We start from the raw sequence: 15,197 nt of genomic DNA on the forward strand, positions 1-15,197 counted from the left end.
TCCTTTATGCGGTGACATCGAGCCTGAAGCGGGGGGCTTGGCCACCCGCTTGAAATAAGGCATAAAAACGCCAATTCAACGTCCGGGAACCCGAAGCCAGTCGATAGAGTTCAACCGCCAAAGGTCTCAGACGCATTGCGGCGTTTTTCTGCCTCGATTGTCATCCAAAAGCCCGGCTTCGTGAACTGTTCCGACGACTGCGGTCTGCCTGAGCGATCCATCAACCACATTTGAACCGAGATTCAATCCTTCATGACGCTGCATGTCCCATCGCGCGACCTCGAAACCAAGCAGATCGATCACAACGATTCCATCAGATCTGCCTATTTCACCATCGAGGAATTGCAGGAGAGCGCGGCTTCGCTCGCGCTGAACGGCGCTGACGAACTACCGGGGTTGATCGACTTCGATTTCTTCGCCCGCCACAAGGAGAACGAGCGGGAAATCCTGCGCGTCTACAGAGCCACAGCCGCTGATGTCGAGGCCGGCGCCACCATCACGCCGGCGGCCGAGTGGTTGCTGGACAACCACTACGTCATCGAAGAGGCCATCCAGGAGGTCCGCCGGGACTTCCCGAAGAAGTTCTACCGGCAACTGCCCACGATGAAGGTCGGTTCGCGCGAGATCCCGCGCACCATGGCGATGGCTTGGCTCTATGTTGCCCACACCCATTCGACCGTCAGCCAAGAAAGCATGACGGCGCTGGTCGACGGTTATCAACGACACCAGACGCTGGAGATCGGCGAGCTTTGGGCGCTCCCCTCGATCGTACGTTTCGTCCTGGTTGAAAACCTTCGGCGCATTTCGACGCGTGTCGATCGCTCACGCCGCATGCGTGGCAAGGCAAACGAGGTCGCCGACGAAATCATCCGCCTCAACGACCCGGTCGCGGCCGCCGCCTATCTGCGCCAGATCGAGCCACTGGCGGACGACAATACCTTCGCCACCCAATTCCTTTATCGTCTGCGCAACGGTTCGCAGAATACGAGTTTTGCCGTCGAATGGCTCGAAGGCCGGCTGGAAGCTGCAGGGCGGACCGCACAAGAGGCGATGGACGCCGAGCACAATCGCTTGTCCTCCGGCAATGTCACGATGGGCAACATCGTGCGCGGCTTGCGCGAGATCGACGACAAGGAATGGTCGGTCTGGGTGGAAGAGGTCAGCCAGGTCGACCACATCCTTGGCCAGCACACGGATTACCGCGAGCTCGATTTCGGTTCGCGCAATGCCTATCGCAACACCATCGAAAAGCTGGCCCGCCGGTCTGACCTCAGCGAAATCGAGATTGCCCAGACCGCCATCGACCTGGCAACGGAAAGCGCTGGGCCAGATGGCAAGCTCGACGTCGGAAACTATCTCGTCGGTTCGCATCGGGAGGAGCTTGAGGCGGCCATCGGTTACCGCGTGCCCGTCTCCCGCATTCTGACCTCCGCCATCAGGTCTCTGAACTGGCTCTCGATTGCAGCTCCGGTAATTGGCCTGACCATCGCGGCGCTTGCAATCATCGGACACTTCCTCGGTCAGGCTGGGGTCTCGACGCCCCTGATCTTCGTGTTGCTGGTCATGGTTTCGCTGCCCGTCTCCGAAGGAGCAACGGGGCTGTTCAACACCCTGATCACCTTTTTCATGAAGCCGACGCGGCTGACCGGCTACGAGTTCAAGCAGGGTATTCCGGAAGAAGCCCGCACGCTGGTCGTCGTCCCCTGCATGATTTCCAAGCGTGACGACGTTGACGAACTGATCCGCAATGTCGAAGTGCACCACCTGACCAACCCGCACGGCGAGATCTATTTCGCCCTGCTGAGTGACTGGAAGGACAGTCAGGTCGAAGAGACGCCTGCCGACCTCGAAGTTCTCGACTATGCGAAACGCGAAGTCGCACAGCTGAACAGCCGCTATAACCAGGACGGCAAGACCCGCTTTTATCTCCTGCATCGCCGCCGCCTCCACAATCCGGCCGAAGGCTGCTGGATGGGTTGGGAGCGCAAGCGCGGCAAGCTGCACGAGCTGAACCTCCTGCTGCGGGGCGACCGCGACACATCCTACCTGCCGGGCGCCAACATGGTGCCGGAAAATGTCCGCTACGTCATGACGCTGGACGCAGACACCCGGCTGATGCGCGATGCCGTGACCAAACTGGTCGGCAAGATGCATCATCCGATCAACCGCCCGGTCATCGATCCCAAAAGTGGGCGCGTCGTCAGCGGTTATGGCGTTCTTCAGCCGCGTGTCACACCGTCGCTGACCACTGGCAAAGACGCCTCCGTCTTCCAGCGCATCTTCTCGATGAACCGAGGGCTTGATCCTTACGTCTTCACCGTTTCCGACGTCTATCAGGACATCACGGACGAAGGCACCTTCACGGGCAAGGGTCTGTACGACGTCGACGCCTTCGAGACCGCCATCAAGGGCCGCATCGACGAGAACTCCGTGCTCAGCCATGACCTGCTGGAAGGCTCGTTTGCGCGCTGCGCGCTCGTGACCGATGTCGAACTGGTCGAAGACTTCCCGACCCGTTACGAAGTGGAAAGCTCGCGCCAGCATCGCTGGGCACGCGGCGACTGGCAGCTGTTGCCCTATATCGGCGATCCCAGCCGCGGCATCACCGCGCTGGGCCGCTGGAAGATGATCGACAACCTGCGCCGCTCGCTAACTCCGATCGCATGGTTCATGGCATCCGTTCTCGGCTGGGCCACCATGGAGCCGGTCGGCGCCACGATCTGGCAATTGCTGTTGATCTTCAGCCTCTTCGTTGCCCCGACGCTTTCGCTCCTTTCCGGTATCATTCCGCGCCAGACCGACATCGTGCCGGCGGCCCATTTCCAGACCCTCTGGTCGGAAGTGCGCTCGATCAATGCGCAGGTTGCGCTGCGCATCGTCTTTATTGCCGACAATGCCTGCATGATGGCCGATGCGATCGCACGTTCGCTGTACCGCATGTTGGTCAGCCGCAAGCTCCTGCTCGAGTGGCGCACGGCGGCCAGCGTCCAGTCGGCCGCTCAGGGCTCGATCGCATCCTATTATCAGAGCATGCGCCATGCGCCGATCCTCGCCATCCTTTCGGTCGGGGTTGCTGCCTTGCCAGGCGGCTACGGCTATCTGATCGGCCTGCCCTTCGCGCTTCTCTGGGTCCTGTCTCCCATGGTCGCCTGGTATGTCAGCCAGTCGGCGGAAACCGAAGACAGCCTTGAAGTCCCGGACCACGTCTCAGCCGAACTGCGCAAAATCGCGCGGCGGACCTGGCGCTATTTTGAAACCTTCACCACCGCCGGCGACAACTACCTTCCGCCGGACAACTTCCAGGAAACGCCGGAACCTCTGGTCGCCCACCGCACTTCGCCGACCAATATCGGCGTGTACCTGCTCTCCGTTGTATCCGCCCGCCACTTCGGCTGGCTGAGCTTCGAGCAGACCATCGAGCGCATGGAGCAGACGATTTCCACCATCGACCGGATGGAGAAGTATCGTGGCCATCTCTACAACTGGTATTATACGGACACCCTGAAGCCGCTGGGCCCGCGCTACATATCGGCAGTCGACAGCGGCAACCTCGCGGGCCATCTGATCGCAATCGCATCCGCCTGCCGCGAATGGGCAGAAGCCCCGTCTGCGCATCTGCAAGGCAATATCGACGGCATTGGCGATGTCGGCGGCATCCTGTTTGAAGTCCTGGAAAAGCTGCCCGACGACCGCAAGACCGTTCGCCCTCTGCGTCGTCGCCTGGAAGAGCGCATCATCGGCTTCAACACTGCGCTGGCTGCCGTCAAGCGCGAGCACGAATTTGCCTCTATCCGCATCATCAATCTCGCGGTGCTGGCGCGCGACGTGCAGAAGCTTGCCGCCAACCTGCATCACGAACTGCGCTCGGACCAGAGCGCCGAAGTTGTCCGCTGGACGGAGTCGCTGGTCTCGGTCTGCGAAGCCCATATCGCCGACACCAGTTTCGACCTGTCGAACATCGATCCACTGCGCCAGCGCCTCAGCCAGCTTTCCGAGAAGGCTCGCGGCATCGCATTCTCGATGGACTTCACCTTCCTCTTCCGACCTGAACGGCGCCTGCTGTCGATCGGCTACCGCGTCGACGGCCGGGAACTGGACGAAGCCTGCTACGACCTTCTGGCATCCGAATGCCGACTGACCAGCCTCTTTGCGATTGCAAAGGGCGATCTGCCGACCGAACACTGGTATCGCCTCGGCCGTCAGGTCGTGCCGATTGGTGCGCGGGCCGCGCTGATCTCGTGGTCGGGTTCGATGTTCGAATATCTGATGCCGCCGCTCGTCATGCAGGAGCGTCAGGGTGGCGTGCTGAACCAGACCAACAATCTTGTGGTCGTCGAGCAGATGAATCACGGCCGTCGCCTGAACATCCCCTGGGGCATCTCGGAAGCGGCGTTCAACGCCCGCGACCATGATATGAACTACCAGTACACCAACTTCGGTGTCCCGACGCTCGGCCTCAAGCGTGGTCTCGGCCAGAACGCCGTCATCGCGCCCTATGCCTCGATTCTGGCCAGCCAGTATTATCCGGAAGCTTCGCTGGAAAATCTGCAGCGGCTGCGCAAGCTCGGCGCGCTCGGTGCCTACGGCTTCCACGATGCCGTCGACTTCACGCCAACCCGTCTGCCCGACGGCAAGAAATGTGCGGTCGTCTACAACTACTATGCCCACCACCATGGCATGTCGATCGCGGCCATCGCCAACGTCGCCTTCAACGGACGCCTGCGCGCCCTCTTCCATGCCGATCCGGTGATTGAGGCTGCCGAACTGCTGCTGCAGGAAAAGGCCCCGCGCGAAATCCCCGTGATGAGCGCGAAATACGAGCCGCAGACGCCGGGCAAGGGCCAGGCAGACCTGCTGCGCGCCGAAATCCGCACGATCAACGATCCTGCCACAAAGGACCGCGAACTCGTCTTCCTGTCGAACGGCCATTACTCGGTCATGCTGACGGCAACGGGTTCCGGTTTCTCCCGCTGGAACGGCCAGTCGGTCTCCCGCTGGAAACCCGATCCGACGGAAGATCGTTGGGGTACTTTCCTCTTCCTGCGTGATATGGCGAGCAATCAGTGGTGGTCGGCAACGGCTGCCCCGCGCCGTGCCGAGGACGAGAAGAGCAAGGTCATCTTCGGTGACGACAAGGCCGAGTTCTTCAAGACCGTCGGCGACATCGCAACCACCCTGGAATGCATCGTCGGCACTGAACATGATGCAGAAGGGCGCCGCCTGACCATCCTCAACACCGGAACCGAGGACCGCTTCATCGAAGTGACCTCCTATCTCGAGCCGGTGCTGGCCTATGACGACACAGACAGCGCCCATCCCCTGTTCTCGCGCATGTTCGTCAAGACCGAATTCGGCCGTCGACGCGATGTCATCCGCGCCGAGCGCAACAAGCGCAGCCCGGGCGATCCGGATATGTGCGTCGCCCACCTCGTGGTCGACAGCGCCGGTCAGGGCCGCCCGACCGAATTCGAGACGGACCGTCGCCGCTTCCTCGGCCGTGGTCGGACACTCGGCGAAGCGGCTGCCTTCGATCCGGGCTCTACCCTATCCGGAACCGAAGGCTTCACCCTCGATCCGATCCTCAGCCTGCGCCGCGTCGTGCGTGTACCGGCGGGCAAGAAGGTCTCCGTCATCTTCTGGACAATGGCAGCTCCGAACCGCGAAGAGATCGACAAGGCGATCGAACGTTATCGCCACCCGGACGCCTTCAGCCATGAGCTGATCCATGCCTGGACCCGCACCCAGGTCGAGCTGCGCCACATTGGCATCACCTCGCAGCAGGCTGCCGCCTTCCAGCATCTCGGCCGTTATCTGGTCTATCCGGACACCCATCTGCGAGCTGATCCGGAGACAGTCCGCAAGGGCCTCAGGTCGCAGTCGGCGCTCTGGCCAATGGCGATCTCGGGCGACCACCCGATCTTTGCCCTGCGCATCAACGACGACATGGACATGGACATCGCCCGCGAAGCGATGAGCGCGCTTGAATATCTGCGCCGTCGCGGCGTGGTCGCGGATCTCGCGATCATCAACGAGCGCGCCACCTCCTATGCGCAGGATATGCAGCACGCGCTCGACCATCTGGCCGAGAACCTGAAGCACCGTCTGCCGCCAGGCCGTCCGCATGTCTTCACTGTCCGCGATGACCTGATGGACGAAGGCGCGACACTTGCATTGCTCGCAGCCGCCCGCGTCGTGCTGCACACCCGCAATGGCAAGATCGTCGACCAGATCAACCGCGCCGTCTCGCTGTTCGCGGCACCGCGCGCCGCCGACAGCGACGGCGACTGGGCAGGTCTGCCGCCCACCTTGTCGGCACCGGTATCGGAAGCAGCCGCGATTGACGGCAGCGATCTCGACTTCTGGAACGGTACGGGAGGCTTCTCCAGGGATGGCGGCGAATATATCGTCCGCCTGTCCGGAACAGCCGCGACACCGCAGCCCTGGATCAACGTAATCACCAACGAGCAGTTCGGTTTTCACGTTTCGGCCGAGGGTGCAGCCTTCACCTGGAGCCAGAATTCGCGTGACTACCAGCTGACACCCTGGACGAATGACCCGGTCGTCAATCGCCCCGGCGAAGCCTTCTATGTCACCGATCTTGGGACTGGCCGTTCCTATGCGACTGTCAGCGCACTGAATGCCGATCCGGCGGCACAGTTCGAAACCCGCCATGGCCTGGGTTATTCGACATTCGCCAGCACTCATGATGATCTCGAAATCGAGATGACCCAGACGGTAGATCGCAATCGGCCGGTCAAGCTGGCCAAAGTCCGGGTGAAGAACGCCAGCGATGCCGCAAGAACCTTCCGGGTCTACGGCTATGCAGAATGGGTCCTCGGCAACAATGCAGCCCGAACGGCGCCCTTTGTTCTGTCGTCCTACGACCCAGAGACCGGGGCGCTGCTGGCCTCAAACCCTTACGAGATCAACTATCCGGGCCGCTTCGCCTTCCTCGCTGGCCCTGATCAACCCATCGGCTACACAACCAGCCGCCGTGAGTTCATCGGCAGAAACGGTTCGATCAAGCTGCCACAGGCGGTTGCCCGCCTGTCGAAACTGTCCGACGTGGTCGACAGCGAGAGCGACCCGTGTGCTGCGCTCGCTTTCGACATCGAACTGGCACCTGGCCAGTCGCGCGAACTGACCTTCTTCCTCGGTGAGACCGACACTATGGAGGGGGCGATCGACCTCATCAAGCAGGTCCGCACAACCGGGTTCAAGACCGTGCTTGAGGAGAACAGCACCTTCTGGAAGGGCGTTGCAGGCCAGGTCTCGGTCCAGACGGGAGACAAGGCCTTCGATCACCTGGTCAACGGCTGGCTGCCCTACCAGGCACTCGCCTGCCGTATCTTCGCCCGTGCCGGCTTCTATCAGGCAAGCGGCGCCTATGGCTTCCGCGATCAGCTGCAGGATACGCTTGCGTTCCTGCTGACGGATCCAAAGCTTGCGCGCCGGCAGATCCTCAACGCCGCCTCCCGGCAATTCCCGGAAGGCGATGTGCAGCATTGGTGGCTGCCGCGCACCGGCGCCGGCGTCCGCACCATGATCTCCGACGACGTGGTGTGGTTGGCCTATGCCATCGACCAGTATGTCGCGGCGACCGGCGACGAGACCATTCTCGATGAGGAACTCGCCTTCATCGAGGGTGCCGCCCTCGAAGCCGGACAGCACGATTCCTTCTTCCAGCCCGGCACCTCCGAAACCAAGGTCAGCCTTTACGAACATGCAGCCAAAGCGCTCGACCTCGCTGTCGAACGCACCGGTGAGCATGATCTGCCGCTGATCCTCGGCGGCGACTGGAATGACGGCATGAACCGGGTTGGCATCGAAGGAAAGGGCGAAAGCGTCTGGCTCGGCTGGTTCCTCGCCAGCACGCTCACCAACTTCCTGCCCTATGCCGACAAGCGCCGCGACAAGGAACGCCGCCAGCGCTGGGCCGCCCATGTCGATACGCTGAAGGCGGCGCTCGAAACGGTGGGCTGGGACGGCACGCATTATCGGCGCGGCTATTTCGACAACGGCGCACCGCTTGGCTCGAATGAATCACTCCAGTGCCAGATTGATTCTCTGGCCCAGTCCTGGAGTGTACTCTCGGGTCTCGGCGATCAGGAGCATACGGCGAAAGCCCTGGATGAAGCCGTGTCACGCCTTGTGGATGAGAAACACGATATCGTTCGCTTGTTCACACCGCCCTTCGAGAAATCGACGCTCGATCCGGGATACATCGGCGCGTACCCGCCGGCCGTACGTGAAAACGGTGGCCAGTACACCCATGCGGCCATCTGGCTCGGCCTGTCACTGCTGAAGGCGGGCCGCATTGCGGACGCCTGGCGCGTCTTCACGATGCTCAATCCGATCAACCACGCGCTAGATGCTGACGCAGCCGAGCGCTACCGGGTCGAGCCCTATGTCGTGGCCGCAGACATCTACGGCGGCGAGGGTTATGCCGGGCGTGGCGGTTGGACCTGGTATACGGGATCTGCCGGTTGGCTTTACCGCTTTGCGGTCGAAGGCATCCTCGGCGTCACCCGCAAGGCCGGTGCCATCCATGTTGATCCCGCCCTGCCGGACCATTGGCAGGGCTACAAGTCGACGGTCTCCTTCGATGGCCGTCAGGTGGAGATCGACGTCAAGCGGACGGCGAGTGGCTACGATATCACAATCGACGGTGAACCACAGCCGACGGAAACGGTTGCCGCGACGCCTGCAAAGCCAAAGAAAGCCACGCGCCGTCCCAAGACGACGTAAAGCCAACCATTGAACGAAAACGAAAAGGCCTCGCCGGGATCATCCGGCGAGGCCTTTTGCGTTTTGATGTAGGTCACTGACCCAGTCTATCAGGCGGAATAGACGATCAGCAGGTCCTTCGCGTCGATCTGGTCACCAATCCGCACCAGGACTTCCGAAATGGTGCCATCGCGATCGGCATGCAGCGCCGTTTCCATTTTCATGGCTTCGATCGACAGCAGCACGTCACCCGACTTCACGGCCTGACCCGCGGCGACGGCAACGGTCGAGATGACGCCGGGCATCGGCGCACCCAGATGGGCAGCGTTAGCAAGATCCGCCTTACGGCGGACGGCAGCACCCGAGGCACCATGGACGCGATCCGGCACCTTGATGCGGCGCGGCTGGCCGTTCAGTTCGAAGAACACGGTGACCATACCCTTGTCGTCGGTGTTGCCGATCGCCTGGTTGACGATGACAAGCGTCTTGCCCTTTTCCAGGTCGAGGAACAGTTCTTCGCCAGCCGGCAGGCCGTAGAAGTACTGCGGCGTCGGAATGACCGAGACCGGACCATAGGTGTCGGCCGCGAGCGCATAGTCGGTGAAGACCTTCGGATACATCAGGTAGGAGGCGAATTCGAAGTCGGAGACCTCGCGCCCGATCTTCTCCTCGATCACTTTGCGCTCGGCATCGAGATCGGCATCCGGCAGAAGCGAACCCGGCACGGCCGTATAGGCTGCGTCGCCCTTCAGAGCCTTCTTTTGCAGCGCTTCCGGCCAGCCACCCGGGGGCTGACCGAGGTCGCCCTTCAGCATCGACACGACGGAATCCGGGAAGGCGATGTCCTTGGCCGGGTTCTCGACATCGGCCACGGACAAGTCCTGACTCACCATCATCAGCGCCATGTCGCCAACAACCTTCGACGACGGCGTGACCTTGACGATATCGCCGAACATCTGGTTGGCATCGGCATAGGCCTGCGCCACCTCGTGCCAGCGGGTCTCCAGACCCAGCGAGCGCGCCTGCTCCTTGAGGTTGGTAAACTGGCCACCCGGCATTTCATGCAGGTAGACTTCGGACGCTGGACCCTTCAGATCGCTTTCGAAGGCGGCATACTGGGTGCGCACAGCTTCCCAGTAGAACGACAGGCGACGGATCCAATGCGGGTCGAGACCCGGATCACGCTCGGAACCGCGCAGCGCTTCCACGATCGAACCGAGGCAGGGCTGCGAGGTGTTGCCGGAGAAGGCGTCCATGGCGGCATCGACGGCATCGACGCCGGCATCAACAGCCGCAAGCACCGTCGCAGCCGCAATGCCCGACGTGTCATGCGTGTGGAAATGGATCGGCAGGCTGGTCGCCTCGCGAAGCGCCTTAAACAGCACCTTGGCGGCCGCCGGCTTCAGCAGGCCTGCCATATCCTTGACGGCGATGATATGCGCGCCGGCCTTCTCCAGGTCGGCAGCCAGTGCAGTGTAGTATTTCAGGTCATACTTCGGACGAGCCGAATTGAGCAGGTCGCCGGTGTAGCAGATCGCCGCCTCGCAGAGCTTGTTCTCTTCGGCCACGGCATCCATCGACACGCGCATGTTGTCGACCCAGTTCAGGCAGTCGAAGACACGGAAGAGGTCGATGCCGCCCTTCGCCGCCTGGCGAACAAAGTACTTCACGACGTTGTCGGGATAGTTCTTGTAGCCGACGCCGTTCGCACCACGCAGCAGCATCTGGAGAAGCAGGTTCGGCGCGCTTTCACGTACCAGAGCCAGGCGTTCCCACGGATCTTCCGTCAGGAAGCGCATGGACACGTCGAAGGTCGCACCGCCCCAGCATTCCAGGGACAACAGTTCCGGCAGTGCACGGGCATAGGTGCCAGCGATCTGCGCGATGTCGTGGGTGCGCATGCGGGTTGCCAGCAGCGACTGATGCCCGTCGCGCATCGTCGTGTCGGTCATCAGCACGCGCGTCTGGCTGCGCATCCATTCACCGAATTTCTTCGGACCGAGCTCATCGAGCAACTGCTTGGTGCCCGACGGGATCTGCTTGTCGATGAAGGGAATGACGGGTCTTGCCGCATCTTCCGGCGGCTTCGGGCGTCCCTTCACTTCCGGGTGACCATTGACGGTCACATCGGCAAGATAGGTCAAAAGTTTCGTGGCACGGTCCTGACGCTTGACCTGCTGGAAAAGCTCCGGCGTCGTATCGATGAAGCGCGTCGTGTAGGAATTGTCCCGGAAGCTCGGGTGACCGATGATCGCCTCGAGGAAGGTCAGGTTGGTCGCGACGCCGCGGATACGGAACTCGCGCAATGCGCGGTCCATACGGCTGATCGCCTCCTGCGGGGTGCTGCCGGAGGCTGTGACCTTGACCAGAAGCGGATCGTAATAGCGCGTGATGATCGCGCCGGAATAGGCGGTGCCGCCGTCGAGACGGATGCCGAAGCCAGCAGCGGAGCGATAGGCTGTGATGCGACCATAGTCCGGAATGAAGTTCTGCTCGGGGTCTTCCGTCGTGATGCGGCACTGCAAGGCATGGCCGTTCAGCCGGATATCCGATTGCTGTGGAACGCCGGATTCCGGCGTGCCGATCGCAAAGCCATCCAGAATATGGATCTGCGCCTTGACGATATCGATGCCCGTCACGACTTCGGTGACGGTATGCTCGACCTGGATGCGCGGATTGACCTCGATGAAGTAGAATTTGCCGGTATCGGCATCCATCAGATATTCGACCGTGCCGGCACCGACATAGTTGGTCGCCTTGGCGATCCTCAGCGAATAGTCCGCCAGTTCCTGGCGTTGCACGTCCGACAGATAGGGTGCTGGCGCACGCTCAACCACCTTCTGGTTTCGCCGCTGGATAGAGCAATCACGCTCGAACAGGTGAACGGCGTTCCCGTGGGTATCGCCGAGGATCTGGCTTTCGACATGTCGCGCGCGCTCGACGAGCTTCTCAAGATAGACTTCGTCCTTGCCAAAGGCAGCCTTTGCCTCGCGCTTGGCCTCCGTCACCTCGCGCAGCAGGTCCTTCGGGTCGCGAATGGCGCGCATGCCGCGCCCGCCGCCGCCCCAGGAGGCCTTGAGCATAACCGGGTAGCCGATCTCTTCGGCAAGGCGATGGATCTCGGCCTCGTCGTCCGGCAGCGGATTGGTCGCAGGAACAACGGGAACGCCGACGGAAATGGCCAGATTGCGGGCGGCAACCTTATTGCCAAGCTGGCGCATGGTTTCGGCTCGAGGTCCGATGAAAATGATACCTGCATCGTTGCAGGCCTCTACAAATTCGGGACTTTCAGAAAGAAGGCCATAACCCGGGTGGATGGCATCAGCCCCGGAAAGTTTCGCAACCCGGATGATTTCCTCGATCGACAGATAGCTTTCGATCGGTCCGAGATCCCGTGCCAGATGCGGACCGCGCCCGACCTGATAACTTTCGTCCGCCTTGAACCGATGCAGCGCGAGTTTGTCTTCCTCGGCCCAGATGGCAACCGTTTTCAGGCCCAGCTCATTGGCCGCACGAAAGACACGGATGGCGATTTCCGAACGGTTGGCGACAAGGATCTTGGATATTGGCAATTCGATCTCCCCAAACGACATGCCAGGGCATTGTGCACCTGCGAACAAAAGTCATAGCGCGTTGTTTTAGGAAGTTCAATTTCCCTTGATCGAAGCCAATAAAAATCCCGAATCGTCAGGTCACAAGCCCAAGTCTGAAGGACAGGGCAACCACGTGCTGACGATTTTTGGCGTTCAACTTGTCCTGAATGCCGTTCATGTACCAGTCGACAGTGTGGTTTGAGATCTTCAGAATTCGGCTGATCTCGTTTGATGTCAAACCATCAGCAAGATAGTTCAGAACTTCCATCTCCCGACGTGTCATCCGCGTATCGACAGGCTTGGTGATTTCCGCCAGGTCACCATGCTTGTACTCAAGCAGACGCCAGAAAGCCTTTTTGGCAACCGCGTCGAAAAGGCTGATCTCGATCGGCGACAGATCGATCGGCTTGCCGCCAACGGTCATGTTGCCCATCAATCCGCCACGCCCATGGACGGGGAAAATATAGCCGTCCGTCAGGCCGTAACGCACGCTATCGGACAGCATGCGCTCCATGCGCTTGCGATGAGGGTCAGAACGAAACGCATGCAAAGCATCGCGCCAGCGAAAGCCACCTCTCGCCTGACCAAGATAACGAATGGTGGGGTCGATCAACACATATTTCTTGGCAATATAGAGTTGCGGCCAGCCATCGGGCCAATGACCTGCCAGCACCAATTGCATGGGGTTTTCATCCGGTTTGGGCTGGCGAACAATTCCGTAGTATTCGAAGCCATACGAACGGACGAGCTTTTCGAGTTCCGCCACGATATCGGAAGCAGAACGGCATTCGTCGATGACGACCAAAAAATGCAGCAACTGGTTTATATTCACCAATCCCCCCCAAAAGATAAGCACTGAAATAACATTAAAAAGCCACGAGCGAACGCTTTGTCGAATGCCGGATGCAATATGAGCGCTCATTGTCAAAATGAGCCCGATGAAGTTTAAAACTGAGCGCTTGAATCTTGCAACCATTAGTGTGTCAAATTCCTGTTTGTCAGACAGTATCTTGCGCACGGCCTTCCTCGGCGTTAGGCAGTCGAGGCTTCGCTACCCGATGCGGTAGCGACATGGTAAATCCCAGCATTGGCGCGTGCCGCGCCAGCCGGAGGTAATTGCGTGTCCCTGCTCCAGGTTTACTTCAAAGCATTGAAATATCTCGCGACCTACAGGCTTCGCGTATCCCTGGTCGTGATCGCGAACATTGTGTTGGCCGCCGTCACCATCATTGAGCCGATCCTGTTCGGACGGATCATCGATGCGATCTCGGAGAAACGGGACGCAACTCAGATCCTGATCCTGTGGGGATGCTTCGGAGTCTTCAACACGGTCGCCTATGTTCTGGTCGCACGCCAGGCCGATCGCTTGGCGCATGGTCGTCGTGCGGACCTGCTGACGGCATCGTTCGCCAAGATCATTTCGATGCCACTGAGTTGGCACCACAAGCGCGGCACGTCGAATGCCCTCCATACGCTGCTTCGCGCCGGCGAGACCCTCTTCGGTCTCTGGCTGGAATTCATGCGCACACATCTGGCAACAGCCGTCGCCCTGACGCTGCTGCTACCAACCGCCTTCTCGATGGACATGCGCCTGACCTCGGTTCTGGTGGTCCTTGCCATCCTCTATGTCATCATCGGGCGCACAGTGATGGTGAAGACGAAGGAGGGCCAGGCTTCGGTCGAGGGTCACTACCATACGGTCTTTTCCCATGTGAGCGATTCGATCAGCAATGTTTCAGTGCTGCACAGCTACAACCGGATCGAGGCCGAGACTCGAGCGTTGAAGGAATACACGACGAAGCTCCTGTCGGCCCAGTATCCGGTCCTCGACTGGTGGGCGCTGGCCGGCGCGCTCAATCGCATTGCCTCGACGCTTTCGATGCTGGTTATCCTCGTGATCGGAACCCTGCTTGTTCAGCGCGGTGAACTGAAGGTGGGCGATATCATTGCCTTTACCGGCTTTGCCGGCCTGCTCATCGCCCGCCTCGACCAGATGATCACCTTCGTCAACCAGATCTTCGAGGCTCGTTCGAAGCTCGAAGACTTCTATCTTCTGGAAGATGCGGTCCAGGAGCGGGAAGAGCGCGCCGGCGCAACCGAACTCAAAAATGTGCGTGGCGATGTCGAATTCCGCGACGTGTGTTTCGATTTCGCGTCGACCACGCAGGGTGTCCGGGACGTGTCCTTTGCCGTGAAGGCGGGGCAGACGGTGGCGATTGTCGGTCCGACGGGTGCCGGCAAGACCACGCTGATCAATCTGCTGCAGCGGGTTCACGAGCCGCAGTCCGGGCAGATTCTGGTAGACGGGCAGGACATTTCCAAAGTGACCCGCAAGTCGCTCCGCCATGCCATCGCAACCGTTTTCCAGGACGCAGGCCTGCTGAACCGCTCGATCAAGGACAATATCCGCCTTGGCCGCGAAGACGCGACCGAAGAAGAGATCATTCAGGCAGCAGAGGCTGCTGCGGCAACAGACTTCATCGAAAGCCGCATGATCGGCTACGACACCCATGTCGGCGAACGCGGCAACCGCCTGTCGGGCGGAGAACGCCAGCGTATCGCGATTGCCCGGGCGATCCTCAAGAACGCGCCGATCCTGGTGCTCGACGAAGCAACCAGCGCGCTCGACGTCGAGACCGAGGCACGCGTGAAGGAGGCGATCGACCGGCTGCGCAAGAACCGCACGACCTTCATCATCGCCCACCGGCTCTCGACGATCCGCGAGGCCGACCTCGTCGTCTTCCTCGACCACGGCAAGGTCATCGAAATGGGCAATTACGACCAGTTGAGCGCGCTCGGCGGCCGATTCAGCTCGCTGCTTCGGACCAGTGGCCTGCTCAAGGAAGAGCCAAGCCCAGCCATTTGAGGTCGACTGGA

General features: G+C 60.7%; 4 protein-coding genes. 2 read left to right on the forward strand and 2 right to left on the reverse strand.

The genetic code is table 11. The annotated features are described in order from the left end of the window. Window positions 1–252 precede the first annotated feature (252 nt). The gene (locus DMY87_RS10340) at window positions 253–8,748 is read left to right on the forward strand and encodes a glycoside hydrolase family 94 protein (protein WP_110791220.1); all 8,496 of its coding nucleotides are present in this window, start codon (window positions 253–255) and stop codon (window positions 8,746–8,748) included. Window positions 8,749–8,837: 89 nt separating this feature from the next. On the opposite strand, the gene pyc is transcribed toward DMY87_RS10340, so the two are convergent. Together pyc and DMY87_RS10350 are read right to left on the reverse strand one after the other, a co-directional pair. Further along, entirely contained in the window at window positions 8,838–12,299 is a 3,462-nt protein-coding gene (gene pyc / locus DMY87_RS10345) for a pyruvate carboxylase (protein ID WP_110791458.1), read from the reverse strand. Window positions 12,300–12,414: 115 nt separating this feature from the next. Further along, a complete protein-coding gene (locus tag DMY87_RS10350; RefSeq protein WP_110791221.1) occupies window positions 12,415–13,152 on the reverse strand; it encodes a LuxR family transcriptional regulator in 738 nt (245 codons plus the stop codon). A gap of 288 nt (window positions 13,153–13,440) precedes the next feature. Here DMY87_RS10350 and DMY87_RS10355 point away from each other — a divergent pair, with 288 nt between their 5' ends. Then, window positions 13,441–15,186, forward strand: a complete 1,746-nt coding sequence (locus tag DMY87_RS10355; protein WP_110791222.1) for a glucan ABC transporter ATP-binding protein/ permease — start codon at window positions 13,441–13,443, stop codon at window positions 15,184–15,186. Window positions 15,187–15,197: the final 11 nt, after the last annotated feature.

It is taken from the genome of Peteryoungia wuzhouensis (assembly GCF_003205195.1).
Lineage (GTDB): Bacteria > Pseudomonadota > Alphaproteobacteria > Rhizobiales > Rhizobiaceae > Allorhizobium > Allorhizobium wuzhouense.